This window comes from Enterobacter asburiae (assembly GCF_024599655.1).
In the GTDB taxonomy this organism is placed as follows: Bacteria; Pseudomonadota; Gammaproteobacteria; order Enterobacterales; family Enterobacteriaceae; genus Enterobacter; species Enterobacter asburiae_D.
In genome coordinates, this window is sequence record NZ_CP102247.1 from 657,956 (window position 1) to 684,148 (window position 26,193).

Genomic DNA, 26,193 nt, shown 5'->3' on the forward strand with positions numbered 1-26,193 from the left:
CGTAGCGCCACCGGGCGAAACAATGGCTACCCCACCAACTCTTCTTTCACCTGCATCGCCAGCTCAAACGAATGCAAACGCGCCTGGTGATCGAAAATCTGGCCGTTAACCATAATCTCATCCGCCTGCGTTTCGCGCAGCACCGCGTCCAGCCCGTGGCGCACTTTCGCCTTATCACCCACCAGCGACATGCTCAGTGCCTGCTGAACGCCATACTGTTCGGAGGCTGACCACAGCTGATGCATATTCTCCACCGGAGGCGGAAGCTGGCCCGTCTCACCGCGACGCAGCTTCACAAACGCCTGCTGCATGGAGGTGAACAGGAATTCCGCGTCGCGATTGCTGTCGGCGGCAATGATGTTGATGCACACCATCGCGTAAGGTTTCTCAAGACGCTCGGACGGTTTGAAGTTCGTGCGGTAAAGATGCAGCGCCTGATGCAGCATATCCGGCGCGAAGTGCGAGGCGAAGGCAAACGGCAGTCCCAGCTGTGCGGCGAGCTGTGCGCTGTAGAGGCTTGAGCCTAACAGCCACACCGGGATCTTCTCACCGTAGCCCGGTACCGGGCGCACGTGCGGGTTCGGATCGCGCGCGTCGAACCAGTCCACCAGCTCGGCCACGTCGCGCGGGAAGTTGTCGATATCGCCGCTCATATGGCGACGCAGGGCGCGCATGGTCGGCTGGTCGCTGCCGGGCGCACGACCAAGGCCCAAATCAATACGCCCCGGATAGAGCGTATTCAGCGTACCAAACTGCTCGGCAATCACCAGCGGGGCGTGGTTAGGCAGCATTACGCCGCCGGAGCCCAGGTGCAGGGTGGTGGTATTTGCTGCCAGATAGCCAATCAGTACCGAGGTGGCGGCGCTGGCGATGCCCACCATGTTGTGATGCTCGGCCAGCCAGTAGCGGTGATAGCCACGCTTTTCGGCCAGCTGAGCGAGATCGAGAGAGTGCGAAAAGGCTTCTCTTGCCGAGGAGCCTTGTGGGATCGGCGCCAGATCCAGCACCGAAAACGGAATGGTTTTGTCAGTCATAACAGCTCACTTTGTTGACGGTGAATCTTTAATACTGCATTAAAAAATGATAACCGTTGTTAACAAAGTGAGCCTTTTTTACGCCTGCAATTCCAGCCCGGCCAGACGCTTCCAGTAGCCGTTGCAGTCGCTGTTTGCCGTCAGCGGCAGCGGAGCGGCACCGTTTTCGTTGGCGCGGAAGGCGTCAAGCATCGCGAACACGCCGGTATCCAGCGGCGATAGCCGAACCATATCCACCAGACCGTCCATCGACGCCAGCTCGTTGCCGAGGTTATAGACATAGCCGCTCATGGTCTGAATGCCGTTCAGGACAAACACCTGCTGATTCTCCTGCGACAGCACGCTGCGTCCGTTCGGGTACTTAATGCAGCAGGTTTCGCATTCGTCTTTCGGGCGGTCTTCCGAGCGCGCGGTAAAGCAGCGGGCGGAGTAAGCCAGCGGCAAATGACCGTAGCTCAGCACCTCCACTTCAAACTGATTGCGAATGCCCAGCTCGTCGCACTGAGCGAGCAGGTTAGCCAGCCAGTCGCGAGAGAGTTCTACCGGCATACACCAGCGCGTCATCCCCTGTTTGAGCAGCAGACGCAGGGTGACGGCGTTGTAGCAGTTCAGGGCATGGCCCGCGACAAACGGCAGCTTGCGTTCAGCGCACATGTTCACCACGCCGAGATCGCTCGCTTCCAGCAGGAACTCGCCGTTTTCGACGTAGCGCTTCAGCTCGCCCAGTTCGGAAGACGCTTGCACCAGGGCGAGCGTGGAGAGCACCACCTGCTTGCCGCTGCCGGCCAGGCTTTTCGCCATATCCAGCCAGTCGCCCACTTTGGTGGCGCGGCGCTTGCTGCACACCGCTTCGCCGAGGTAAATCACATCGGCGCTGCTGGTGGCGGCCTGTTGGTAAAAATCTTCCAGCGTCTCTTTTGGCCAGTAGTAGAGCACCGGTCCTAATGAATATTTCATGATTATCTCACTGCCATTTACGGTGATACGCGCCCAGCGTGGTTTGCGTGCCTTCGGACATCGATCCGAGCGTCTCCATCCAGGCCTGCTGCGGAGCGTAGTTCTGCGGATCCGCCATGCAGCGGTCGATGGCCTGACGCCACACTTTCGCCACCTGGCTTACATAGGCCGGGCTGCGCTGGCGACCTTCGATTTTCACCGAGGCAATATTGGCCGCCAGCAGTTCCGGCAGCAGCTCTAGCGTGTTAAGGCTGGTAGGCTCTTCCAGCGCGTGGTAGCGCTCGCCGTCGACCAAATAGCGGCCTTTACACAGGGTTGGATAACCGGCGTTTTCACCGTCCTGATAGCGGTCGATCAGTACCTCATTCAGACGAGACTCCAGCCCCTGCGGGGTCTGCTGCCAGCGGACAAAGCGAGCAGGGGAGCAGGCTCCGACGGTATTCGGCGATTCACCGGTTAAATAAGAGGAAAGATAGCAACGGCCTTCGGCCATGATGCACAGGCTGCCAAAGGCAAAAACCTCCAGCGGTACTGGCGTGACGCGCGCGAGTTGCTTAACCTGATGAATAGAGAGCACGCGCGGCAGCACCACGCGGGCCACGTCGAAGTGTTGATGGTAAAAACGTACGGCCTCTTCGTTGGTGGCAGATGCCTGAACAGAGACGTGGCGCTCAATATGGGGATAGCGTTCTGCCGCATACTCAAGCATGGCGAGGTCGGCCAGGATCAGCGCATCGGCGCCCAGCTGTGCCGCCATATCCACCGCGCGCTGCCAGCGGGCGTAGCCGTCAGGATGAGCAAAGGTATTGATGGCGATATGCAGCTTGCGGCGGTGCTGGTGAACGAAGTTAACGGCTTCCTGAAGCTTTTTCTCCGTAAAGTTGAGGCCAGCAAAATGGCGGGCGTTGGTGTCATCTTTCAGCCCGATATAGACCGCATCGGCCCCATTTTCGATGGCCGCCTTAAGCGCCGGAAGATTTCCGGCAGGGCAGAGCAGCTCCATAATTTATCCTGATGTAGTCGATCGCAAAATTGTTAACGAGCTGGGATTTTAATTAACCCATACGCGACAATTTTTGATTTAAGGCAGCTAATGGCGTATTGATGGCACCAATAATGAGGTACGACGGACGACGGTTTGTTGATTTACGCCGCTATGTTGCGCTTCGGATATGGCAAAATAGCAGGACTATAGATATCAGGGAGTAAAGCTCGTGCTGGATAAACTGCGTTCACGTCTCGTACAATTTGGTCCATCAATGCTGAGCGTGCCGGTCAAGCTGGCGCCGTTCGCGCTTAAACGCCAGGTGCTGGAGCAGGTCCTGAGCTGGCAGTTCCGCCAGGCGCTGCAGGACGGCGAGCTGGAATTCCTGGAAGGCCGCTGGTTAAGCATTGAAGTGCGTGACATCGGGCTGCGCTGGTTTACCTCCGTTGAGAATGACCAGCTGATCGTACGCGAATCCGCCGAGGCGGATGTGAGTTTTAGCGCCAACGCTAGCGATCTGCTGATGATCGCCGCGCGTAAGCAGGATCCGGATACGCTCTTCTTCCAGCGCCGTCTGGTGATTGAAGGCGACACGGAGCTGGGCCTGTACGTTAAGAATTTAATGGATGCCATTGAGCTGGAGCAGATGCCGAAAGCGCTGCGCGTGATGTTAATGCAAATGGCAGATTTCGTTGAGGCCGGGCTGAAAACCCCGCCGGACGGTAAACACACTTCAGTAGGTGAGCCATGCTGATTCGAGTCGAAATTGGGATTGATGCGCCGGGGATCGATGCGTTGTTACGCCGCGCCTTTGCGAGCGATGCCGAAGCCCAACTGGTCCACGACCTTCGCGAAGACGGCCTGATTACGCTGGGGCTGGTTGCCACCGATGACGAAGGTCAGGTGGTGGGCTATGTTGCCTTCAGTCCGGTCATCGTTCAGGGCGAAGAGCTGCAGTGGGTAGGCATGGCGCCGCTGGCGGTAGATGAAAGCTATCGCGGGCAGGGGCTGGCGCGCCAGCTGGTCTATGAAGGGCTGGATTCGCTCAATGAGTTCGGTTACGCGGCCGTTGTCACGCTGGGCGATCCGGCGTTCTATGGCCGTTTAGGCTTTGAGCAGGCCGCGCATTACGATCTGCGCTGCCGCTGGCCGGGTACGGAATCCGCTTTCCAGGTCCATCGCCTGGCGGACGATGCGCTCAACGGCGTCAATGGCCTGGTCGAGTACCACGACCATTTCAATCGCTTTTAATCAGGCTCTCGCGTAGCGCCTCAAAGGAGCCGTCTCCGGTCACGAGGCGCTCTTTCTGGCGCTTCGTCAGCTGCTTGATGCGATATTCCAGCCTCAGCGCCAGCGAACGGTCGCCGACGGCCGCTGAGAAGGCGAGCTGTAATTCCCCTTTCCCCCGCAGCGCCTTTGCCCCTTTTCCCGTTTGATGTTGTAAAAAACGCCGCGCCACATCGGTGGTGATCCCGGTGTAGAGGGTGTTATCAGCGGTTCGGACAAGATAGAGAAACCAGCACACGGTAAACAGATTCAGTATGTTAAGGTGAACGCACCATAGCATGAGAGAGAACGAAAATGGAAACACTGGCCGCCATTAACCGCTGGCTGGCGAAGCAGCATGTAGTCACCTGGTGCGTCTGTGACGAGGGTGAGATGTGGTGCGCAAATGCGTTTTACTACTACGACCCAGAGCGCGTGGCGTTTTATGTCATGAGCGAAGACAAAACGCGTCATGCGCAGATGACCGGCCAGCAGGCAAAGGTCGCAGGCACGGTAAACGGCCAGCCAAAGACGGTCGCGCTGATCCGCGGCGTGCAGTTCAAAGGGGAGATTCGCCGTCTGGACGGCGAAGAGAGCGACGCGCGCCGTAAGCTCTACACGCGCCGCTTTCCCGTTGCCGCTGCGCTAAAAGCCCCGGTGTGGGAAATCCGCCTGGATGAGCTAAAATTTACCGACAACACCCTGGGCTTTGGCAAAAAGCTACACTGGCTACGCGCCGAGCAGGCGTAGCGCTTCGCGGTTAAACGCCGGGAGATCGTCCGGGGTACGACTGGTGATCAGCTGGTCTTTGTCGTTGACCACCTCCTGATCGTAAAACTCGGCCCCCGCATTTTTCAGATCGATAACGATCGGCTTCACGGCGGTGAGCTTACGCCCGCGGACCACTTCTGCGCTGATGAGCAGCTGCGGGCCGTGGCAGATGGCAAAGACCGGTTTGCCGGTGGAGACAAAGTCCCGGGTGAAGGTCACGAAGCGCTCGTCCCCGCGCAGGGAATCCGGGGAATGGCCGCCGGGTAACAGCAGGGCGTCAAAATCTGAGGGGCTCACGTTATCGATGGTCTCATCGATGGTTACGGTCGCCTCGCCCTTATGGCCTGTCACCGTTTTACCCGCTTCCTTCTCAATGGTAATGACCTCATGTCCCGCCTTGCGGAACGCCTCTGCTGGAGAGGTGAATTCTGAATCTTCAAACTCGTCGGTAATCAAGACTGCGATTTTCTTGCCCATGCTTCCTCCGTTGTTTTGGCTTCAGACTGATTTTTCTCCGCTTGTGGTAAATACTTACCTGTAACAGACTTCTAAGTGTGGTCGACGACGCTGAGTTCGCAAACGGACAATTCTGTAAAGGGGAAAAGATGAGTCAGGTAATGATTACGGGTGCTACCGGGTTAGTGGGCGATCATCTGCTGCGGCTGCTGATTCAGGATCGGCGCGTGAACTATATCGCCGCCCCGACGCGTCGACCGCTGGCAGATTTATCCGGCGTCTTTAATCCGCACGATCCTCAGCTGACGGACGCGCTGGCGCAGATCCAGGATCCTATTGATATTGCCTTTTGCTGTCTGGGCACCACGCGGCGGGAGGCGGGCAGCAAAGAGGCATTTATCCACGCCGACTATACGCTGGTGGTGGACACCGCACTCACGGCGAAAAAGCTGGGGGCCAAACATTTTCTGGTGGTCAGCGCGCTGGGTGCCAGTGCTGGATCGCCTTTCTTCTACAACAAGGTGAAGGGCAAGATGGAGGATGCGCTGATAGCGCAGAAATGGGAGCAGCTGACGATTGTGCGCCCGTCGATGCTGATCGGCCACCGGGACGAACGCCGATTTAACGAGTCGATACTGGCCCCGCTGTTTCGCATTCTTCCCGGCAACTGGAAATCCATCGAGGCGCGGGACGTCGCCCGCGCGATGTTAAAAGAGGGGCTGGCCCCGTCGAAAGCGGGCGTAAACATTATCCCATCGGCAAAACTGCGTGAAATCGCGCAGGGCGAGGCGTAAACTCCCCCGGCTAATAACCTAATACTCTCCGGGGAATGCTATGACTGGTCAGTCTTCATCTCAGGCGGCAACACCTGTTCAATGGTGGAAGCCCGCACTCTTCTTTCTCGTGGTCATTATTGGCCTCTGGTACGTGAAATGGCAGCCATACTACGGCAAAGCCTTCACCGCCGCCGAAACGCACAGCATCGGTAAATCTATTCTCGCGCAGGCTGATTCCAGCCCGCTGCAGGCGGCGTGGGATTACGCCATGGTCTACTTCCTTGCCGTCTGGAAGGCCGCCGTCTTAGGCGTGATCCTGGGGTCACTGATTCAGGTACTTATCCCCCGCAACTGGCTGGTGAAAACCCTCGGGCAGCCGCGCTTTCAGGGCACGCTGCTGGGAACGATTTTCTCCCTGCCGGGCATGATGTGCTCCTGCTGTGCCGCGCCCGTGGCCGCAGGGATGCGCCGTCAGCGCGTGTCGATGGGCGGCGCGCTGGCGTTCTGGATGGGTAACCCGCTGCTCAACCCGGCAACGCTGGTGTTTATGGGCTTTGTGCTGGGCTGGCATTTCGCGTTCATCCGCCTGGTCGCCGGGCTGCTGACCGTACTGGTGGTGGCGACGCTGGTGCAAAAACTGGTGAAGGATACTGCCGCAGAACCCGCAGCCGTTGAGCTGGACGTCAGCGAGCCGCAGGGTGGCTTCTTTGCGCGCTGGGGCAGGGCGCTATGGCAGCTTTTCTGGAGCACCATCCCGGTCTATATCCTGGCGGTACTGGTGCTGGGGGCGGCGCGCGTCTGGCTCTTCCCGCATGCGGATGGCGCTATCGACAACACGCTGATGTGGGTCATTGCGATGGCCGTTGCAGGCTGTCTATTTGTGATCCCAACAGCGGCGGAGATCCCAATTGTTCAGACCATGATGCTGGCGGGAATGGGCACCGCCCCGGCGCTGGCGCTGCTGATTACGCTGCCTGCGATCAGCCTGCCGTCGCTTATCATGCTGCGTAAGTCATTCCCGGCGAAAGCGCTGTGGCTGACCGCGGGGCTGGTGGCGTTGAGCGGGATGATCGTGGGGAGTATTGCGTTGCTGTAAAAAAAAGCCCGGTAGGCGCTAGCGCCTATCGGGCCTACAGTCAGGTGTGGCTTACTTAATGTACGTAAACGCGGTGGTGACGTGCTTCACGCCGCTCACCCGGCTGGCGATATCGGCCGCCGCTTTCCCTTCACGGTCGGTCACCAGACCCAGCAGGAACACTTCGCCGTTTTCAGTCGTCACTTTCACGTTGGAGGATTTCACCTGGTCCGAGCCCAGCAGCTGGGAACGCACTTTGGTGGTGATCCAGGTATCGGAAGAGGCGTCACCCAGGCCAATTGGCTTGCCCTGACGCACTTCGTTAAACACCTCTGTGGTCCCTTCAACGCCCATCGCAATCTGTTTCGCACGAGAGGCGAGCTCCAGATTCGGCGCCTGGCCTGCCAGCAGCACTTTGCCCTGATAAGCCGTCACGTTGATACGCGCTTCTTTCTTGATTTGTTCGTCTTTCGACAGCGCACTGTTGACGCGCAGCTCCAGCGTACCGTCATCCACCTGCGTCCCCACAGTGCGTGGATCGGTTGCCGCTTTGGTGCCTACCGCGGCGGTACCCACAACGGCCGCAGCGATACATCCCTGAAGCAGTAATGCAGACATAAGGACTGCGAGGGTCGATAAAGCCTTCATAAGAACTCCTTAATCATCCTGGTGAGGGAAAAGCGTGTTATCGATCAAATCACATAAGCAGTTCACCGTGAGCATATGCATCTCCTGAATACGCGCGCTCCGGTGAGAAGGAATGCGGATTTCCACATCCTGCGGCCCAAGCAGACCCGCCAGCTCACCACCGTCATAGCCGGTTAAGGCCACGATTGTCATGTCGCGGGTGACGGCAGCTTCAACGGCTTTGACAATATCCCGGCTATTGCCGCGCGTGGAGATGGCCAGCAGCACATCTCCGGCGTGACCCAGGGCTCGCACCTGCTTTGCGTAAATTTCGTCATGCAGACGATCGTTAGCAATCGCCGTTAAGACCACATTATCGGTATTAAGTGCAATGGCGGGTAAACTCGGGCGTTCTGTTTCAAAGCGATTGATCATGCTGGCAGCAAAATGCTGTGCGTTGGCGGCTGACGTGCCGTTGCCACAACAGAGGATTTTGTTGCCATTAAGCAGGGATTGCACCAGCGTCATTGCGGCACGCGAGATAGCATCCGGAAGGGCTTCCGCCGCGGCAATCTGAGTCTGGATGCTTTCTGTGAAGCACACTTTAATTCTTTCGAGCACGTTATCCCTTTTAAATCTTAATTATGCGTCTTCGCCAAAAGCGTTTTTAAGCCATTCGATCTCATTTCCGGTGAAGGCTATCACATCGAACCGGCAATCCACAGTATCAAAGCTCCCATTATGGCGGGCAAGCCACAAGTGGGCAGTCTGTAATAATTTATGTTGTTTGGCGAGCGTCACGCTGGCGGCAGCACCGCCAAAACGGGAGGACTGTCGAAAGCGGACTTCTACAAACACAATGACCTGACCGTCTTTCATGATCAGGTCGATTTCGCCGCCGCGCCCTCGGACGTTAGCGGCGATAAAGCGCAGTCCTTTGCCTTCAAGCCAGCGACGCGCCTTTAACTCCCACGCATCGCCGGTCTCTTTACGGCTTAACTGGCCGGGACGATTTGCCCCTGCTGGTATTTGAGCCATGATAACTTCCTGTTGATCACGCAATCCTGAGTCGCGGTCAGATCGCCGGTGTTGCCGTTAAGCTCAAAGCCCGGCACCTGACGCATCTGGGTAAAGTGGTTCGCCAGCGCCCATGCATCGACACCCATCGCATACAGACGCGCCAGCGAATAATCGTTACGTACGGTACTCAGCGCCTGCTGCATCAGCGCCGGGTTGCTGCCTGCCAGCATCGGGATTTCGCTGTACTGCAGACCGTCCATTTCCAGACGGAAATCCGGGCCTGCGGTACCCTGCGCGCTGCGCGAGCTGGCGTAGAGCGTTGCGCCGCTCTGGCTGCCGTTACGCATCGCGATCATCGGTTTGATAAAGGCAATCTCCTGCGGCGTGGCAACGATATAGGCCGCATCCACTTTACCGCCACCGCTAATCTGCGCGTCGGTAGGTGGGGCAGGGATCGTCAGGCCGCCAATCGTCACGCTCTGCTGCTGTGGCAGGCTCGCGGTGACAGGACTGCCGTTAAGCGCGATACCCGCTCCACCGTTTACGCCCGCGCGCAGTTCAGAGACGGAACCGAATTTCTGCTGCAGCACCACGCCGCCGCCGAGCTTCTGCCACTCATCGGCAAAGGCATTGGCCACGCGATCGCCCAGCGCGCTGCGTGGGATGAGCAGCAGCGGAGCCTGTTTGCCCTGCTCGTGAATATGGCGTGCTGCATCGCGGGCTTCATCTTCAGGGGAAAGCGCGAAGTAGCAAATATTGGCCCGGTTCTGAACCTGCTCGGGCTGGTTGAGCGCCAGCACGTTCAGCGTGGTATTGCTCTTCATCAGCTCTTCCACGTTGTTTTTCAGCAGCGGACCGACAACGATGCTTGCCCCGTCCTGTTGGACCTGCGCCAGAACCTGGTCAAGCGGCTGCGAGCTGGTGTCGTAGATTTTCAACTCAGCGCCCGGGTTGGCGCTGGTAGTTGCCACGGCCTGCGGCTGCGCGGCAGGTTGAGTCGCGGGTTGTGCAGTCTGCTGTTGAGGCTGTTCTGCTGTTGCGTCAGGTGCTGGTGCCGCTTGCGTCTCGGCCGGAGCCTGGGCAGCAGGTGCTGCTGAAGCCGGAGGCGTCGTCGGAGCCGTCACCGGGTTTTGCATCGTACCCTGCGCCGGCGCTTGCGTCGTGGTCAGGTCGCTGGTCTCTGCGGCGGACGGGCTGACAACGTCATTCACGTTAGCCGCCTGAGCCGCCTGCGCGGGAACCGCACTGCCGGTTACCGACGTCGTGCCGTTTTTCGCTGCTTCAAAACCCTGCTGAATAGTTCGGCCAAACACCGCCGCCTGGCCGTTGAGCGGCAGAAGCAGGGCGATTTTGCTGGTGGACGCTGGCTTAAAGTTCTGCACGTTCACCAGCTGGGTTGGCAGCATTTTCGCCCCGGGGTTTTGCGGGTAGCGCGTCTGCCAGTCCGTAATACCGGCCTTCAGCATCTTTGGATCGCTGCGGTTGTTCATCCACATCTGCTGCAGATCCAGCCAGCCCTGAAGAACGTTTTCATCCGCGTTGATGACCAGAGCCTGCGCCTGTTCCTGGGTCATCGAAGCCAGCGCTTGCCAGGTGGCATCAATATTTTTCTGCTTATCGGCACCGCCGAGCAGCGGCTCTTGCGCGATGAGGGCGCGGAGCAGCGTCAGGGAAGGGCGCCCCTGCTCTGCGGTAATGCCCGCCTGCCAGAAGCGAGCCTGCTGATTTTTATCCAGCGCGCTCACGTCAATGTCCCCGAGGATCTTCTTCGCGGCGGCGTAATCCTTCAGCGCGACCTTCAGCTCGGCAGAGAGCAGGCTCTGCTCACGACGCTGGGCGTCGTTAAGATCTTTCGGCAACTGGTTAAACAGTTCGGCAGCCTGCTGGGTTTTACCCTCTTTCAGCAGTGCACGAATGGCGAGTAATTGCCAGTTGGTCTTGGTATCATTTGAACTCTGCGACATTTGTTGCAGATAAAAGCCAGAATCAGCCTGAGCAGAACCCTGAAGATGGGCGGTGCTCTGGTCAGGTGCCTGGGTGCCACAGCCTGCAAAGATCAGGGCTGCCAGCAGAAGCGGCACGCTGCGCGTGGCTTTTTTTCGAAGAAACGTTAACGGTACCATACTGTATCCAGTGATTTTTTTTACGCAATGCTCAATATTAAATCGGCAATACGGACGAAACAATGAAACAACACGAAACGGCAGATAATTCTCAAGGCCAGCTTTATATTGTACCTACTCCTATCGGGAATTTGTCTGATATTACCCAACGTGCGCTCACCGTACTGCAAGCTGTTGATTTAATTGCCGCTGAAGATACCCGCCACACCGGCCTGCTGCTGCAACACTTCGCGATTAACGCCCGTTTGTTTGCTCTGCACGATCACAATGAGCAACAAAAAGCCGAAACGCTGGTGGCGAAGCTGAAAGAGGGGCAGAACATTGCGCTGGTCTCCGACGCCGGTACGCCGCTGATCAACGATCCTGGCTATCACCTGGTGCGTACCTGTCGTGAAGCCGGTATTCGCGTTGTGCCCCTGCCGGGGCCGTGCGCCGCCATTGCTGCGCTGAGCGCGGCGGGTCTGCCGTCTGACCGTTTCTGCTATGAAGGCTTCCTGCCAGCCAAATCCAAAGGCCGTCGCGACGTGCTAAAGGATCTGGAAGCGGAACCGCGCACCCTGATTTTCTACGAATCCACGCACCGCCTGCTGGAGAGCCTGGAAGATATGGTGACCGTCTGGGGAGAGGCCCGCTACGTGGTGCTGGCGCGCGAGCTCACCAAAACCTGGGAAACGATCCACGGTGCGCCAGTGGGTGAACTGCTGGCGTGGGTGAAGGAAGACGAAAACCGCCGCAAGGGTGAAATGGTGCTGATTGTCGAAGGACATAAAGCGCAGGAAGACGCGCTGCCAGCCGACGCGCTGCGCACGCTGGCGCTGCTGCAGGCGGAACTGCCGCTGAAGAAAGCGGCGGCATTAGCGGCGGAAATCCACGGCGTGAAGAAAAATGCGCTGTATAGGCATGCGCTGGAGCAGCAGGGGGAGTAATCCAGATGAGCCGCTATCAGCCTCCGTTCACCATCACACCCTTTATCCTCAATCAGGTGGTTGAGATTGGTGAGCTATTGGGGCACTGGGCGGCACATTCAGGTAGAACTTCGCCACTTCTCCGTAAAGAGAACCGTATTCGAACCATTCAGGCCTCGCTGGCCATTGAACACAACTCGCTAACGACAGGACAGGTGACGGCAATCATGGATGGCAAACGCGTGCTTGCACCTGAAAAAGATATTCAGGAAGTACGTAACGCTATCCTGGCATATGAAAAATTGCCCGAATGGAAGCCCTGGAAGCTCAATGACTTACTCAGTGCGCACCGATTATTGATGATGGGGCTGGTTGATCATCCCGGAAAGCTCAGAAATGGGGACGTAGGGGTGTACCGTGGAAACCAGTTAGTCCACATGGCTCCGCCTGCCTCGCAGATGAACCGCCTTATCGACGATCTTCTTTCCTGGCTTAAGCAAACCGATCTTCACCCGCTGATTGCCAGCTCGGTATTTCATTACGAGTTTGAGTTTATTCATCCCTTTTCGGATGGAAATGGCCGCATGGGGCGGCTGTGGCAAACTCTGATCTTAAGCCAGTGGCGTGCAGAGCTTGCATGGCTGCCCGTTGAGACACTCATTCACTTCCAGCAAGCGCGCTATTACCAAATTTTAGGACAATGCGATCGGGCCAGTGATTGCACGGCATTCGTGGCGTTTATGCTGCAAAATTTGGCCGAAGCTTTGCGGGAAAGCATCGATATGACATCCATTATGTCGGAAAAAGTGTCGGAAGAATTGTCGGAAAAGGAAAACACTATCCTTGAGCTTCTTACCGTTCAACCGCAAATGACTGCGGTGATGTTGGCCTCTGTATTGGGCGTGACTTCCCGCACCGCGGAACGCTATCTCCATTCTTTGCAAACAAAAGGTAAATTAAAACGCCTGGGGGCAAGGAAAGGGGGAAGCTGGCAGGTTATGGCTTAACCTGCCAGCCGAACACTTTTTATTTTCCTGGCACCGCCTCAAACACCAGTGTTTCCAGCGGCTGCAGCGTAATCACCACCGCGTTTTTGTACGCCTCCGGTACGGTTGAATTACTGCCGTACACCGCTTTCAGACTAAATTGCGCCGCGTTTCCCGTTGGGATTTCGAAATCTTTCGCCAAATCCAGGAAGTAGCTTTGCGGCTTATCCGACGGGTTACGCAAGCCGAGAATCGCTTTGTCCTTGCTCCAGGATGCCCAGCCGTAAACCTGCAGCGCGGTTGGATCGCCACCAATCCAGTGCGTATCCACCAGCACGCTGGCATTTTCCCGCGACCACTTCGCCGCCTGCGCAAGGGTATCCCACTTCGCCTTGTTCAGCATTGAAGGAGTGATATACAGCTCCTGCAGCTGCGTGCCGGTCGCGAAGTAGCTCCAGACCTGATCGGCAAAATCGCTGTCCGTTTGGACTTTCTCCAGCCCGTAATAGGCATTTTCCGCGCTGACGATCCCGTGGTACATCAGGGAGTTCAGCGGGAACAGCGGGCCTTTGCGCACAATGGAGCGGTACGTTTCCGCATCGCGGTAGGTCATCCACTGCTGCACCGGCGTGCCGGGGCCGTACAGGTTGATGTCATCGCCCTGGCGCCAGATCGAGTCGGCGTAGAACAGCCAGGACGGGCTGGCGTTGGTACCTGTTGTCAGGTTGATAAACAGATTCGGGTTGGCGCTGCGCATGTTATGCAGCAGGGCGATAGAGGCGTCAAAATCCGAGGCATACGGGCTACCCTGGATATGCGCGTTGGCATTACCCATCCCGTCCAGCTTGAATGAGGTAATGCGTTCGTTTTTGATAAGCTTAACGATCTGCTCATTGAAGTTCTTAAAGTAGTTCGGCCCTGACAGCGCAAGCTTCCCGTCGACGGTTTCGAACCCATACTCTTTTGCATGCGAGACGCGAACGTCGCGCGGCTTGTTGTAGCCTCCCCACGGTGAGAGCCACAGTCCGACCGAGCTGTGCAGGCTGTCGGCTTTTTCCCGAACCTTGCCAAAACCGTTGCTGAATGCCGGGCCAAACAGCCAGCGCCCGGTAAGGTCGTCCCAGCCGTCGTCCAGCAGGAAGGCGTCCAGCGCCACGCCGCGTCCGGTAATAAACTCCTTATTCCACTCGTCCATCCGCCCCAGCACATCCTGCTCGGTGTACGGATTGAAAAAGCCGATATCCATCCAGCTGTTGTAGTGCAGATAAGGCTTGTACGGTCGCGGACGCACCGCATCAATAAACTGGTTCACGCTGCGGCGCAGCTGGCTGATTTCCGGGAAGGTGCCGAACCAGGTGGTAAAGCTGACCGGCGACTCTGGCTGGATCGGCGTTTTCAGCTCTACGTTGAGATTGGTGGTCGCTTCATAGGCGTAAGTGTTAACGATGGGCTTGTCTGGCAAAATAAAGAACGAATCAGCAACGATCGGCGAGCTGTTAATCGCCCCGTCCACATAGGGTGCCTGAGACTGCTTTTTCGTCGGGAAGAAGGTAATTTTCGCCACGTCTCGCGGCTGGCCGACTGCGGCAACGGTGTAGTCGATGCTGGCGTATTTTCCCTTCACCAGGTTCAGCTTCACCGTTACGTTAAAGTGCGGATGGGTAAAGTCGACGACAATTGCGTTGTCCTGCTTTTCGACGTGCTTAATGGTGAAATCCGCGGTGTGGATTTTTGTCTCATCCGGTAGCGTCAGAAAGAACAGCTCCTGCGGCGTGAGCGGATGGTTAGCCTTATTGTCCTTAACCACTACCGTTGAGTTTGCGTCATCAAACGACAGAGCAATATTGTCGTTATCCAGCGCGTAGTTGGCGGCCAGAGCGCCGTGAGAAACAAACAGGGCCAGCATCGAGAGTGTGAGCACTTTTTTCATCAGGGTAAGATTCCTTATTAGTAATGCTTCAGCATTCGGTTGATGGATTGCTCCAGCCAGTAGCGCTGGGTGCCGAAGTTAATCCGCAGGTAGTTTTCGCCGTTTTGCACGTAGTGGCTGCCGTCTTCAATCACGACACCGGCCTGCTGGGCGAAATGTTGGGTCAACGTTGTGGCGCTGCGGTCGTCGGCGCTTACGTCTACCCAGGCCAGATACGACGATTCCGGGTTCATCATCTTCCACGCCGGGAAGTGGGTCTGAATAGCGTCCGCAAGGTAGCGGGCGTTCCCTTGCAGATACCCGTTCAGCGCGTCGAGCCACGGCAGGCCGTGCTGGTAGGCCAGGATAATCCCCCATACGCCGAACATATTGGGTGAGGTAATCGAGTTCTTCTCAAGCTGCTGGCGGAAGCGCTGGCGCAGCGAATCGTCCGGGATCATGGAGTAGGACGTTTTCAGCCCGCCCAGGTTGAAGGCTTTATTTGGCGACGTCAGCACGATCAGGTTGTCCAGTGCGGCACAGCCCGAGGTCAGACAGCTGACGAATGTGCCGTCCAGAATGTGCTCAGCGTGAACCTCATCGACCACCAGAATCGTGCCGTAGCGCTTACAGAGATCGGAGACCTGGCGTATCTCATCCGCGCGCCAGATCCTGCCCGAGGGGTTATGCGGCGAGCAGAAGAACCACAGTTTTGGACGGTGGGTTTTGAGCTGCTCTTCAATCAGATCAAAATCCAGCTGATAGCGGTTTTGCTTCACTGATAGCGGGTTAGCAAGCACCCGCACGCCCTGGCGCTGCGCCGCCATCGCAAACGGATCGTAGACCGGCGTGTTCATCATCACGCTATCGCCAGGCGTGCAGAACGCCTGGACCGTGTAATGGAGCGTGGAGACGGTGCCGTAGGTCAGGGTAATCCACGACTTCTCAACCTCAACCTGATGACGCGTGCGCTGGAAGGCCATCACCGCGTCGTAAAATTCGTCGAAGCACCAGGTATAGCCAAAGGTGCCGTGCTCCACGATGCGCTGGAAGCCCTCAATAACGGCCGGTGGCGAGGTGAAATCCATATCTGCGATCCACAGCGGGATAAACCCCTGCGGGACATCACCAAAGCGTGAGCAGACAAATGCATGGTCCCATTTACGGCACTTATCGCTTTTACGCTCGATGATTTTGTCGAAATCAAACACAACAACCCCCTGTTAGATTAAGGCTTCAATGCCGGTTTTGACGCTTTGCACCTGCGGGCCGATGATCACCTGAACGCTGTGAGCATCCAGCACCACCACCGACAGGGCGCCAGCCACTTTCAGCGCCTGCTGATCGATAAGCCCCATCTCCTTCACGACCAGGCGCAAGCGGGTGATGCAGTTGTCGAGCGACTCGATGTTCTCTTTGCCACCGAGCGCGCGCAGGATAAGCCCGTGATCGTATTTCGATTTTCCACGTGCGCGGGTGTTGGCTTCGACGGCCTGCTGCGCGCCCTGCGCGTCCACTTCACGTCCCGGCGTCTTGATATCGTGTTTGAGGATGTACCAGCGGAAGACGAAGAAGTAGATGGCAAACCAGGCGATACCGACCGGGAACAGCAGATACCATTTGGTCGACATCCCCTGCATCACGCCGAAGATCAGCAGATCCAAAATCCCGCCGTCGGTGTTGCCGATGGTGACCCCCAGCAGGGCCATCACCATCAGCGCCAGGCCCGACATCACGATATGGAAGGCGTAAAGCGCGGGGGCGATAAACAGGAACAGAAACTCAATCGGTTCTGAAATACCGGTGACGACGGAAACCAGCACGCCGGAAAGCAGCAGCCCCTTAATTACAGGGCGGTTTTCCGGACGCGCGGTGCGGTAGATGGCGTACGCCACGGCAGGCAGGCCAAAGATAAAGGTCGGCATAAAGCCTTGTGACAGAAACGCGGTAACGTGCGGGCTAAACGGCAGTCCGGCTTTCAGCTCGGCGTAGAAGATATTCAGCGCGCCAGCCACTTCATGGCCGTTGACCATCTCAATGCCGCCTGCCGGCGTGAAGCGTACCATCGCCAGCAGGATATGGTGCAGACCAAAGGGTTTAAGCAGCAGCACGCCTACGCCGTACAGGAACGGTCCGAAAACGCTGGTGCTCTGAATGATATGGCCAATTCCGGCAATCCCCAGCGCCACGTACTCCCATAACAGCGGGATAAACAGACCAACCAGCGACAGCGTAAGGGCGGTGATAATCGGCACGAAACGAATGCCGCTGAAAAAGGCAAAGGCATCGTGTAACACGGTGTCCTGAAAACGCTCGTGTAGGAAGTAAGTGATTACCCCGACTACGATGCCGCCCAGTACGCCCATTTCCAGCGTTTGAATGCCCAGCACGATCGATTGTCCTACCTGTCTCATGGTGGCGGCGTCGGCAAGCTGGTGGGTGGCGGTCAGGTAGTAGTTGATGCTCATGTTCATCAGCATGTAGCCAACGAACCCGGCAAAGGCGCCCACGGCCTTGTTGCGTTTGGCGAGGCCCATCGGGATAGCCATGGCAAACATCAGCGGCAGATAGGTAAAGGCGAACCCGCCCACCATGGCGATAAAGCCAAAGGTCAGCTGCGTTAACTCGCCGCCCAGAAAGGGAAAGCTTTTAATAGTGGAAGGGCTGGTGACGGAGCTACCGATACCCAGCAGCAACCCCATAAAGGCCAGCAGAGAGACCGGGAACATAAACGTCTTTCCCAGGCTTTGGAAAAATTCCCACGCTTTCGATTTAAACGACTTTTCCTGTGTCATGTAGGGACTCCTCGGATTTTTAGGATAATGGAAGGCGCTGTCCGGCTTAAGGACGCGCCTTCATATTTGCGAGGCTTATAGTTATTTTTTAGGTATTGACGTAATGCGCGATGGGATCAGGCTTCGGCAGGAAGCAGGAGCCGGTTTGCCGAGCCGCAAACGGCGATCTTGCTTCTGACCACCTCTTTCATGGCGTCCATGCCGACCCGCATGTAGAAGCGCGGATCGTTACCCTGCGGGTTTTCGGCAAACCAGGCTTTAACCGCGTCAGAGAAGGCAATTTTCAGCTCGGTGGCCACGTTGACTTTGCATACGCCCAGCTCGATGGTGCGGCGAACAAACTCATCCGGCACATCGCTCGCGCCGTGCAGCACCAGCGGCACGGTGACCACTTCGCGAATTTCCGCCAGCCGCTGGAAGTCGATTTTCGGGCGTTTGGTATACAGGCCGTGAGCGGTGCCGATGGCGACGGCAAGGCTATCGACGCCGGTCAGTTCGACGAAGCGTTTCGCCTCCTGCGGATCGGTGAGGAACGCGCTTTCGGCGTCCACGCTCATGTCATCTTCCACGCCGCCCAGGCGGCCCAGTTCGGCCTCGACGCTGCAGTCGTTGAGGTGGCAGAAATCGACCACCGACTTCACCAGCTTCACGTTTTGTTCAAACGGATAGTGGCTGCCGTCGATCATCGCGCTGCGCACGCCCGCGTTGACCTTGCGGCGTATATCGTCCAGCGATTCGTGGTGATCGAGGTGCAGCGCCAGCGGCATGTCGTAGGTGTGGGAGTACGCGCTGCACAGGGCGTAGATCTCTTCCAGCGCAATATGCTTAAAGGTGCCCGGCGTGCCCGCGAGGATCACCGGCGATCGCATTTCGCTGCACGCTTCGAGGATCGCCTGGATCGTCTCCGCGTTGTGGATGTTGAACGCCGGCACGGCGTAGCCTTTTGCCTGCGCGTCCTGCAGAAGATATTTGGTAGAAATAATACTCATGATCCGATCCTCTTAAGCCTGCCACGGGTGAATAACAACGCCCTGCACCACGCGGTTGACCGTCCCGCTGGCGGATGGCGTATCGGGCGTATTGCCTACGCTGAGCGACTGGGTGAGCGCAAAGACCTGGGCATACATCAGGAAGCAGAACGCCTGTTCCATATCGATAAACGGACGTGAAGGCGGCAGCAGAATGTGCGGACCCGCTTCAATGACCGGATCGTTTTCAGCGGCGATGGCGACGACGCGCAGGGCCTGGCGATCGCGGCGCAGCTCGGCCAGCAGATCCAGATCGTACTGACGCGTATACGGATGGCTGGAGATAAACACCACCACCAGCGTTTCGCTATCGACCAGCGACTTCGGCCCGTGACGGAAGCCCGTCGGGGAATCGTAAAACGCCGCCAGCTTGCCCGCCGTCAGCTCCAGCACCTTCAGCGCCGATTCGCGCGCCGCGCCCTGCAGGCCGCCGCTTCCCAGATAGACGACGCGTTTCCACGCTTCATTGCCAAAGGCGCCGTGGCTGAAATCACCGAGCGTAGTGAGGATCGCCTGACAGCGATCTGCCACGTCGCGGAAGGTGTGGCTATTGATCGCTTCCGGCGCGAACACCGCCAGACAGCTCGCCATCATGGTGGTGATGCTGCTGGTCATCGCGAACCCGCGATCGTGCGTTTCGGCAGGCATCAGCAGGGCAAAGGCGTTATCGCTGTCGACGGCGTTCTGATAAAGGCTGCCCGCCTCGTTGCAGGTGATCGACAGGTGGTAGCACTCCGGCACGAACTGGTTTGCCAGCTCAACGGCCGCGACGCTTTCCGGGCTGTTGCCGGAGCGGGCAAACGAAATCAGCAGCAGCGGATGCGCAGGGCTGAAGTAGTCCATTGGGTTCGTGACCAGATCGGTTGTCGGGACGGCAGTGAAGTTTTTCCCGGTGTAGCTCGCGAGCCAGGGAGAAACGATATCGCCGATAAAGGCGGACGTGCCCGCGCCGGTCAGGACGATCCGCAGATCGTCCTTGCGCAGCAGCGGCGTCAGGAAACTGTCGATCGAAGCACGCAGGTTATCGATGTTGTTGAGCGAGCGGATCCAGCTGGCAGGCTGCTGGCGGATCTCTTCCTCGGTCCAGGTGCCGGTTGTCGCGGCGGTAGTGGTTTGTGGCATAACTCAGTCCTTAGTCGTGTGAATTCCACATCAGACGCTGGCAATCGTGTCGCTATCTTTCGTTTCGTTTCACTTGTTCACTTAAGCAGTTAAATAAAATCTATAGAAAAGAAATCGAAACTTCAATGAAAGAAAAGAAATAAAACGAAAAGTGTGATCGTGAAAGGAAAGGGAAGAGTTAAGGAAAGGAAAAGAAAGGCCTTACGATCGGGTGCCGTAAGGCCAACAGGAGACACAATGAAAGGCCTAAAGGGGGAGAGCCTGGCCCTGAATCCAGATCTGCTGGAGGTGTAAACCCCCGTCCAGCGCAATGACATTGGCGCGTTTACCCGGGGCTAAGGAGCCGAGCTGACCGTCAACGCCTAGCAGCCGGGCAGGGTGCAGCGAGGCCATATGGATAGCGTCTTCGGCGGTTACGCCCGCATGCTCCACCATATTCCTGACCGCGGCATCCAGCGACAGCGTGCTGCCCGCCAGCCCGCCGGAGCCGGTTCGAACCACGCCGTTTTGCATCGAGACCTCTTCGCCACAAAGCGTATACCGTCCGTCCGGCATACCTGCCGCCTGCATGGCATCGGTAATCAGCACCACGCGCTCCTGCGCGCAGCAGCAGCATAAGCGCATCGCCCCCGGATGGACGTGGTGCCCGTCGGCAATCAGCTCCAGCCACGCCCGTTTGTCCGTAAGCCCTGCGCCGACCATTCCTGGCTCTCTGTGGTGCAGCCCCGTCATACCGTTGTAGCAGTGAACCAGCCCGTCGGCACCCGCATCAAACGCGGCAAGAGTTTGCCGGTACGTGGCAGCGCTGTGGCCCAGCATCACGCGTATACCGCGCTGTTTAAGATGGCGAATCGCCCGCAGCGCGCCGGTTTTTTCTGGCGCGAGCGCCACCACCCGTAGCGTGCCCTGTGAAACGTCAGCCAGTCTGTCCAGCTCGGCGATATCCAGCTCCCGGAACAGCTCCGGCGGATGCGCCCCTTTGTTCTGCGGCGTAAAGTACGGTCCTTCCAGATAGCTGCCCAGGATCTGCGCGCCGGGGCCGCCGGACCGAGTGCGCCAGGCGATACGCATCAGCGCGGCGTGGATACTCTCCAGCGGTGCGGTCACGGTGGTGGGCAGAAATGCGCCCACGCCTTCACGCGCTTTATGCATTGCCAGGGTGTCCAGCACGTCGGGCGCATCATCCATGACGTCCACGCCCGCGCCGCCGTGGACGTGCGTATCGATATAGGCCGGGCAAAGCAGCTCCGCATCACGCGTCGTAACGCCCGCCGGAATGGGTTCAATCGCCGCAACCGCGCCGCTTTCAATGCGTAGCTGGTGGTCGTTCAGCCACCCCCGTTCGGTAAGGATCCGTCGCGCGCGCAGCAGCTGGCTCATATCCCTTCCTCGGCAGGGGCTTCCTCGCGACAGCGCCCCAGCTCGTCCACCAGGCTCGTCAGGCCGCGGTGTCCACACTCCAGCGCCTGCAGACGAAACGCTTCGCTGCTTAATCCGTCGCGCTCCAGCACCATCTCCAGCAGCAGCTGAAGGTTGGTGCCGGTGATCACTTCGCTGCCCGGCCTTTGCATCGCGAGCGTTGACGCCACGCGGAACGGCGTGCCGCCGAGCAAATCGGTGAGAAACACAATATCGTGCTGCGCATCGAGTTCGCTTACCGCCTGCTCAAGCTGAGCGGTCAGCCGCGCGGTGGTGGAGGTTTCCGGAAAATCGATGGCGATAAACTGCGGCTGCTCGCCGAGGATCTGCTTCATCGCCTGCTCAAGCCCGCTGGCAAACCCGCCGTGACCCGTCAAAATAATGCCTAACATCGCAACCTCTTTGCTTTTACAGGAAGTGACAGAATTTACCAACAACGCCCAGCAGCACGGTGATACCGATTAGCCGCAGCGGGCTCCAGCCGCGGCGTACCAGCCAGAACATGGTCAGGGTGTAGACCAGCGGCAGGAACGCGGGCATCAGCTTGTCGATGACGTCGGCCTGCAGTTTGACAACGGCATCACCCGCCTTGATTTCGAGCGTAGTATTGAGGCGGACGTAGGTTGCCACCAGCGCGCCGATCACCGTCATCCCGACGATAGATGCCGCGTGGCCGACCTTTTTGGTGTTGGCTTTAATCAGCGGAATGGCCGCGACGCCCATCCGATAAGCGTAGTGCGCCAGGCCAAAACGCAGGCCGAGGTGTACCACGTTAAACAGCACGATAAAGACCACCGCGCCCAGAATCGATCCTTGCAGCGCCAGGCTGGCACCAATACCGCCGCAGATGGGCAACAGGGTCAGCCAGAACATGGCGTCGCCAATACCGCCAAGCGGCGCGCCGACGGCAATTTTGGTGCTCTGGATGCTGTTTACATCCTGCTTGGATCGCTCCATCGCCAGAATGATGCCGATAACAAAGGTCACCAGGAACGGGTGGGTGTTAAAGAAGCCCATATGGCCTTTCATCGCCCGCGCCAGGTCCCGCTTGTTGGTGTGGATCTTTTTCAACGCGGGCAGCAGCCCGTACAGCCAGCCGGAGGCCTGCATACGTTCGTAGTTAAACGAGGCCTGCAGCAGCATGGAACGCCAGGCCACGCGGTTAATATCCTTTTTCGTCAGCTCGGCACCGATGTTTTGATCTTCGTAGACGTTTTCATTTACGCCGGTCAACAGCGTCTCTTCGCTTTCAGACACGCCCGGCAGGGTGGTTTGGTTAGATGCCATCTTCGAATTCCTCTTTCTGAGCGGCGGGAGCCGTCGGTTCAGGTGATTTACGCATCAGGTCGATCAGCGCCATGGCCAGCGCGGCCGCCGCAATCGCCAGCACCGGAAGCTTGAGCCAGGCGGCGGCGACAAAACCGATAATGAAGTAAGGGATGTAGACGTTTTTCATCATGATCTTCAGCAGCACGGCGAAGCCAATGGCTGGCATGATGCCGCCCGCGACGCCGAGGCCGTCAATCAGACGCGCTGGCAGAACGTCAATGGCGGTTTTCGCATGTTCCGCACCGAAGTAGATCGGCAGGAACGCGCACAGAAAATAGAAGATGCCGAGCGCCAGCAGCGCAAGATAGTTAACCCGTTCAATACCGTTTGTATCTGCATTGGCCGCCATGCGATCGCAGCGCGACATGACGCCGGACATCACCGAGAAGAGGAACGTAATCCCCATCTGAACCGCCACGGCAAATGGCACGGCGACGCCAACCGCAACTTCTGGCTTCACGCCGGTGCTGATGGCAAATGCGGTACCCACGATGGTGCCGATAATGACGTTAGGCGGCTGGGCACCGGCGAGCGGGGCCAGCCCCATCCAGACCAGCTCTAACGTACCGCCGGTCAAAATGCCGGTGTGCAGATCGCCCAGAATCAGGCCGACCAGCGGCCCGAGTACCACCGGGCGGTGCATGTGCGTTAACCCGTTAAACATATCCAGACCGGCGATAAAGGCGAGTATGCCCAACCCCAGCGCCTGCAACAGACTGATTTCCATTATGAATCCCTCAGAGCAGTTTAAAGAGATCCAAAGCAGTTTCTGTTGGAACGCCCTGAACGAAGCATTCCACACCGGCCGCTTTCAGGCCGTTGAACGCGGCGATATCGTTCGCGTCGACAGAGACCGTTTTGGCAATTTGTTGTTTGCCACTGGCGTAGTGCATGTTTCCGACGTTAATACGGGTGATGGGCACGCCGCCCTCAACCAGCTTCAGAAAATCGGCGGGTGATTTGCAGACCAGCAGGATTTTCTGGCGGTCAGCGGCGCGGTGAATGTTGTCGATCACTTTTTGCAGCGACCAGAAGCGCACGGCGATCCCTTCCGCGAGCACCATTTCCATCAGGTTCTGTTGAACCGGATCCTCAGCGACCTCATCGTTAGCGACCAGCACCAGGTTTGCCCCCGCAAACCCCACCCACTGCACGCCCACCTGACCGTGGATCAGGCGTTCATCGATGCGGCATAAGACAATGTTTGGCATAGCGTTTTCCTCTTTTTTAATTATGCGTTTTGAGTCGTTACGCCTTCGCAGGCGGCGTGGTACTGCTGGAGTATGTCCTGAATGTGGTCGATGATGAGTTCCCGTGGCGTTGACTTGAGAGCGCCCTCGCGAACTTTGCCGTACTGCAACGGCAGGTACTGGCTGATCAGCGGCAGAGGAATAGGCTCGTCTGCCAGGTTACGCACCAGACGTTCAAAAGCGTCGTCAATCTGGCTGTCCGGCCAGTAGTAGCGCACGCGGTCAGAGTAGCTGTAGCCGCGCGCCAGGCGACGCGCGTTGCCGTCACCGTGGTAATGGCTTTGCCAGTATTCCGGGCGATCGAGCATGACGTTTTCCAGCACGTGACGCAGGCCGGAGCTGGCTTTTGCCGGCAGCAGCTCCTCTTCTATGGCGGCCAGCGAGAACAGCGCTTCGCGCAGGGCGAAGGTCAGGGCGGGGCCAACTTTTAGAATCGCAAAGTGATCGTTAACCAGCTGGCGCAGCGCCTGCGGCGTCTGGTAGTCGGTGGAGTGCGCTTCAAACACCAGCGTATCGTAGGCTTCAACCATTTTGCTCAGGGCAACGGCTTTCTGCGGCTGATAGTCGCAGACGTGCGCGTGGTCGAACTCCACGCCAGGCTGGACCACCAGGCCAATAATGCGCGGCCAGATGTCGCTCAAACCTTCCTTTTCGAACGCATGGCGGTGCGCTTCAAGCGTGGCGCGTGCAGCGTCCGGCGTGGTGACGGCAAGTTCGGTGAGCGTTTCGTGCGCGCCACCGGGAACCGGTACTTCCGTGCCGATAACGTAGACCAGATTGGATTCACCAAACTGCTCGCGACAGGTCGCTTCGGCAATCTTCGCCAGGCGTGCGGCGCGTCCGGCAACGATCGCGTCGGTCAGGGGAACCGGATCGTCCTCACAGGACATGCTGCAGTCCAAGTGGATCTTTTTGAATCCGGCAGAAACATAGCTTTTGATCAGATCGTCGGCATTCGCCATCGCCTGTTCCGCAGGGAGATTTTGCCAGCGGTTAGGGCCCAAATGATCGCCGCCGAGGATAAGCTGTGACGTCGGGAAGCCGAGCGACTCGGCCAGCTGGCAGACAAACCCGTGAAAATCCGCAGGCGTCATGCCGGTATAGCCGCCAAACTGATCCACCTGGTTGGAGGTGGCCTCGATCAGCAGCGGCGACTGATGCGAATGCGCGTAACGAATGGCAGCTTCAAGTACCAGCGGATGTGCGGAACAGACGGCATAGATCCCGTTTGAATTCCCTCGTTTATGTTGTTCCACCATTTCTGTCAGATGTTTCACTTTCCTCTCCATTTCGGATGGTAATGATACTTGTCTTTCGTTTTGTTTCATTTAATCCTGCATCATGGTGATATAAAAATAAAACGAAAGATAATAGATTTCCGATCTGTTTCACAAAAGAAACATAATGAAAGGTTTCAGCGCAGTGTTGGCTTGCGTCTGGACGTAAGGCGGGACTTGCATTCCCGCAAAAGAAAGGACTTAATAGGCAAAACGAAATGAAACGAAAGACTATTTATTAAGGAGCTCGTATGAGCAGCACCGATTCATCCGCGGAAAAGCGCATCACCGGCACCAGTGAAAGGCGAGAGCAGATCATTCAGCGGCTGCGGGCGCAGGGAAGCGTGCAGGTTAACGACCTGTCTCATCTGTACGGCGTATCGACGGTGACGATCCGCAACGACCTGGCGTTTCTGGAGAAGCAGGGCATTGCCGTTCGCGCTTACGGTGGGGCATTGATTTGCGAAGGCAACATGCCGGGCGCTGAGCCTTCCGTGGAGGATAAAAGCTCGCTGAATACGGCGGTGAAGCGCAGCATCGCGCAGGCCGCTGCCGCGCTGGTCAAACCCGGGCACCGTATTATTCTGGACTCCGGCACCACGACGTTTGAAATCGCCCGCATGCTGCGCCAGCACACGGACGTCATTGCGATGACCAACGGGATGAACGTAGCGAATGCGTTGCTGGAAGCGGAAGGGGTGGAATTGCTGATGACCGGCGGGCATCTACGCCGTCAGTCGCAATCTTTCTACGGTGACCAGGCAGAACAGTCGTTACAGAATTACCATTTTGACCTGCTGTTCCTGGGCGTTGACGCCATCGATCTCGATCGCGGCGTGAGCACGCACAACGAGGATGAAGCCCGTTTGAACCGCAAAATGTGCGAGGTGGCGGAGCGCATTATCGTTGTCACTGACTCCAGCAAGTTTAACCGCTCAAGCCTGCATAAAATCATTGATACGCAAAGGATTGATATGATTATTGTCGATGAAGGCATTCCGGCGGAGAGCCTGGACGGGCTGCGGAAAAGCGGGATTGACGTAGTGTTGGTTTAAGTTTTTTACCCTCTCCCCTAGGGGGAGA

Annotated in this window: 28 protein-coding genes; 8 read left to right on the top strand and 20 right to left on the bottom strand. The window is 57.7% G+C overall.

Annotated elements, in window-relative coordinates; translation table 11 throughout:
• Positions 1 to 26: 26 nt before the first annotated feature.
• From NQ230_RS03170 to ubiU, 3 genes are all read right to left on the bottom strand, one after another.
• Positions 27 to 1,034, bottom strand: coding sequence for a luciferase-like monooxygenase (locus tag NQ230_RS03170; protein WP_047646424.1), 1,008 nt, complete (start codon positions 1,032 to 1,034; stop codon positions 27 to 29).
• A 78-nt stretch (positions 1,035 to 1,112) separates the two neighbouring features.
• On the bottom strand, positions 1,113 to 1,991 hold the full coding sequence (locus NQ230_RS03175; protein ID WP_257259915.1) for a U32 family peptidase: 879 nt from the start codon (positions 1,989 to 1,991) through the stop codon (positions 1,113 to 1,115).
• Between the two features lie 7 nt (positions 1,992 to 1,998).
• On the bottom strand, positions 1,999 to 2,994 hold the full coding sequence (gene ubiU, locus NQ230_RS03180; RefSeq protein WP_023309326.1) for a ubiquinone anaerobic biosynthesis protein UbiU: 996 nt from the start codon (positions 2,992 to 2,994) through the stop codon (positions 1,999 to 2,001).
• Between the two features lie 211 nt (positions 2,995 to 3,205).
• On the opposite strand from ubiU, the gene ubiT reads away from it, so the two are divergent.
• Both ubiT and NQ230_RS03190 read left to right on the top strand, forming a co-directional pair.
• Entirely contained in the window at positions 3,206 to 3,730 is a 525-nt protein-coding gene (gene ubiT / locus NQ230_RS03185) for a ubiquinone anaerobic biosynthesis accessory factor UbiT (RefSeq protein WP_023333580.1), read from the top strand.
• Positions 3,724 to 4,227, top strand: a complete 504-nt coding sequence (locus tag NQ230_RS03190; protein WP_023309324.1) for a GNAT family N-acetyltransferase — start codon at positions 3,724 to 3,726, stop codon at positions 4,225 to 4,227. Before ubiT ends, NQ230_RS03190 begins: the two co-directional genes overlap by 7 nt.
• Here NQ230_RS03190 and NQ230_RS03195 read toward each other — a convergent pair.
• Complete coding sequence (locus tag NQ230_RS03195) at positions 4,214 to 4,543, bottom strand: GIY-YIG nuclease family protein (protein WP_257259917.1); 330 nt, start codon at positions 4,541 to 4,543, stop codon at positions 4,214 to 4,216. The genes NQ230_RS03190 and NQ230_RS03195 overlap by 14 nt on opposite strands.
• Before the next feature lie 14 nt (positions 4,544 to 4,557).
• Here NQ230_RS03195 and NQ230_RS03200 point away from each other — a divergent pair, with 14 nt between their 5' ends.
• Positions 4,558 to 4,992 (top strand): YhbP family protein, encoded by a 435-nt coding sequence (locus NQ230_RS03200; RefSeq protein WP_032659732.1) that lies wholly within the window; start codon positions 4,558 to 4,560, stop codon positions 4,990 to 4,992.
• Here the strand turns inward: NQ230_RS03200 and NQ230_RS03205 are convergent.
• Positions 4,972 to 5,490 (bottom strand): type 1 glutamine amidotransferase domain-containing protein, encoded by a 519-nt coding sequence (locus NQ230_RS03205; protein ID WP_023333577.1) that lies wholly within the window; start codon positions 5,488 to 5,490, stop codon positions 4,972 to 4,974. The two genes, NQ230_RS03200 and NQ230_RS03205, sit on opposite strands and share 21 nt — an antisense overlap.
• Positions 5,491 to 5,618: 128 nt before the next feature.
• Here NQ230_RS03205 and NQ230_RS03210 point away from each other — a divergent pair, with 128 nt between their 5' ends.
• Positions 5,619 to 6,263, top strand: coding sequence for an NAD(P)H-binding protein (locus NQ230_RS03210; protein WP_257259919.1), 645 nt, complete (start codon positions 5,619 to 5,621; stop codon positions 6,261 to 6,263).
• Between the two features lie 40 nt (positions 6,264 to 6,303).
• Positions 6,304 to 7,341, top strand: a complete 1,038-nt coding sequence (locus NQ230_RS03215) for a permease (RefSeq protein ID WP_257259920.1) — start codon at positions 6,304 to 6,306, stop codon at positions 7,339 to 7,341.
• A gap of 51 nt (positions 7,342 to 7,392) precedes the next feature.
• Here NQ230_RS03215 and dolP read toward each other — a convergent pair whose 3' ends face one another.
• The 4 genes from dolP to NQ230_RS03235 are packed head-to-tail and all read right to left on the bottom strand — an operon-like array spanning position 7,393 to position 11,090.
• Entirely contained in the window at positions 7,393 to 7,968 is a 576-nt protein-coding gene (dolP, locus tag NQ230_RS03220) for a division/outer membrane stress-associated lipid-binding lipoprotein (protein ID WP_029739641.1), read from the bottom strand.
• 9 nt (positions 7,969 to 7,977) lie between these two features.
• Complete coding sequence (gene diaA / locus NQ230_RS03225) at positions 7,978 to 8,568, bottom strand: DnaA initiator-associating protein DiaA (protein WP_003861754.1); 591 nt, start codon at positions 8,566 to 8,568, stop codon at positions 7,978 to 7,980.
• A 21-nt stretch (positions 8,569 to 8,589) separates the two neighbouring features.
• On the bottom strand, positions 8,590 to 8,985 hold the full coding sequence (locus NQ230_RS03230; protein WP_028014533.1) for a YraN family protein: 396 nt from the start codon (positions 8,983 to 8,985) through the stop codon (positions 8,590 to 8,592).
• Positions 8,943 to 11,090 carry a penicillin-binding protein activator gene (locus NQ230_RS03235; RefSeq protein ID WP_257259929.1) on the bottom strand — a complete coding sequence of 716 codons (2,148 nt, stop codon included), beginning with the start codon at positions 11,088 to 11,090 and terminating at the stop codon, positions 8,943 to 8,945. Before NQ230_RS03235 ends, NQ230_RS03230 begins: the two co-directional genes overlap by 43 nt.
• Positions 11,091 to 11,152: 62 nt before the next feature.
• Between NQ230_RS03235 and rsmI the strand changes: the two genes are divergently transcribed.
• A complete protein-coding gene (gene rsmI, locus NQ230_RS03240; RefSeq protein ID WP_257259930.1) occupies positions 11,153 to 12,016 on the top strand; it encodes a 16S rRNA (cytidine(1402)-2'-O)-methyltransferase in 864 nt (287 codons plus the stop codon).
• Positions 12,017 to 12,021: 5 nt separating this feature from the next.
• On the top strand, positions 12,022 to 13,002 hold the full coding sequence (locus tag NQ230_RS03245; protein ID WP_257259933.1) for a Fic family protein: 981 nt from the start codon (positions 12,022 to 12,024) through the stop codon (positions 13,000 to 13,002).
• Positions 13,003 to 13,021: 19 nt separating this feature from the next.
• Here NQ230_RS03245 and NQ230_RS03250 read toward each other — a convergent pair whose 3' ends face one another.
• The 11 genes from NQ230_RS03250 to kbaZ all read right to left on the bottom strand — a co-directional run bounded on the left by NQ230_RS03250 (position 13,022) and on the right by kbaZ (position 25,122).
• Positions 13,022 to 14,911 (bottom strand): alpha-galactosidase, encoded by a 1,890-nt coding sequence (locus NQ230_RS03250; RefSeq protein WP_257259934.1) that lies wholly within the window; start codon positions 14,909 to 14,911, stop codon positions 13,022 to 13,024.
• 17 nt (positions 14,912 to 14,928) lie between these two features.
• A complete protein-coding gene (locus tag NQ230_RS03255) occupies positions 14,929 to 16,101 on the bottom strand; it encodes a MalY/PatB family protein (RefSeq protein WP_257259939.1) in 1,173 nt (390 codons plus the stop codon).
• 12 nt (positions 16,102 to 16,113) lie between these two features.
• Positions 16,114 to 17,685: a maltose/glucose-specific PTS transporter subunit IIBC gene (malX, locus tag NQ230_RS03260; RefSeq protein ID WP_257259940.1), complete on the bottom strand. Its 1,572-nt coding sequence runs from the start codon at positions 17,683 to 17,685 to the stop codon at positions 16,114 to 16,116.
• A 116-nt stretch (positions 17,686 to 17,801) separates the two neighbouring features.
• The gene (gene kbaY / locus NQ230_RS03265) at positions 17,802 to 18,674 is read right to left on the bottom strand and encodes a tagatose-bisphosphate aldolase subunit KbaY (protein ID WP_045134778.1); all 873 of its coding nucleotides are present in this window, start codon (positions 18,672 to 18,674) and stop codon (positions 17,802 to 17,804) included.
• 12 nt (positions 18,675 to 18,686) lie between these two features.
• Positions 18,687 to 19,835: an SIS domain-containing protein gene (locus NQ230_RS03270; RefSeq protein ID WP_257259942.1), complete on the bottom strand. Its 1,149-nt coding sequence runs from the start codon at positions 19,833 to 19,835 to the stop codon at positions 18,687 to 18,689.
• 246 nt (positions 19,836 to 20,081) lie between these two features.
• Positions 20,082 to 21,215: an N-acetylglucosamine-6-phosphate deacetylase gene (nagA, locus tag NQ230_RS03275; RefSeq protein ID WP_257259945.1), complete on the bottom strand. Its 1,134-nt coding sequence runs from the start codon at positions 21,213 to 21,215 to the stop codon at positions 20,082 to 20,084.
• Positions 21,212 to 21,646 (bottom strand): PTS galactosamine/N-acetylgalactosamine transporter subunit IIA, encoded by a 435-nt coding sequence (gene agaF / locus NQ230_RS03280; RefSeq protein ID WP_023333563.1) that lies wholly within the window; start codon positions 21,644 to 21,646, stop codon positions 21,212 to 21,214. Before agaF ends, nagA begins: the two co-directional genes overlap by 4 nt.
• A gap of 16 nt (positions 21,647 to 21,662) precedes the next feature.
• Complete coding sequence (gene agaE / locus NQ230_RS03285; protein WP_029739649.1) at positions 21,663 to 22,541, bottom strand: PTS N-acetylgalactosamine transporter subunit IID; 879 nt, start codon at positions 22,539 to 22,541, stop codon at positions 21,663 to 21,665.
• A complete protein-coding gene (gene agaW / locus NQ230_RS03290; RefSeq protein ID WP_023309308.1) occupies positions 22,531 to 23,310 on the bottom strand; it encodes a PTS N-acetylgalactosamine transporter subunit IIC in 780 nt (259 codons plus the stop codon). Before agaW ends, agaE begins: the two co-directional genes overlap by 11 nt.
• A gap of 10 nt (positions 23,311 to 23,320) precedes the next feature.
• Entirely contained in the window at positions 23,321 to 23,794 is a 474-nt protein-coding gene (gene agaV, locus NQ230_RS03295; protein WP_023333561.1) for a PTS N-acetylgalactosamine transporter subunit IIB, read from the bottom strand.
• Positions 23,795 to 23,814: 20 nt separating this feature from the next.
• Positions 23,815 to 25,122 (bottom strand): tagatose-bisphosphate aldolase subunit KbaZ, encoded by a 1,308-nt coding sequence (gene kbaZ, locus NQ230_RS03300; protein WP_257261306.1) that lies wholly within the window; start codon positions 25,120 to 25,122, stop codon positions 23,815 to 23,817.
• 239 nt (positions 25,123 to 25,361) lie between these two features.
• Between kbaZ and NQ230_RS03305 the strand changes: the two genes are divergently transcribed.
• Positions 25,362 to 26,165, top strand: a complete 804-nt coding sequence (locus tag NQ230_RS03305) for a DeoR family transcriptional regulator (RefSeq protein ID WP_063143552.1) — start codon at positions 25,362 to 25,364, stop codon at positions 26,163 to 26,165.
• The last annotated feature ends 28 nt before the right edge of the window (positions 26,166 to 26,193 follow it).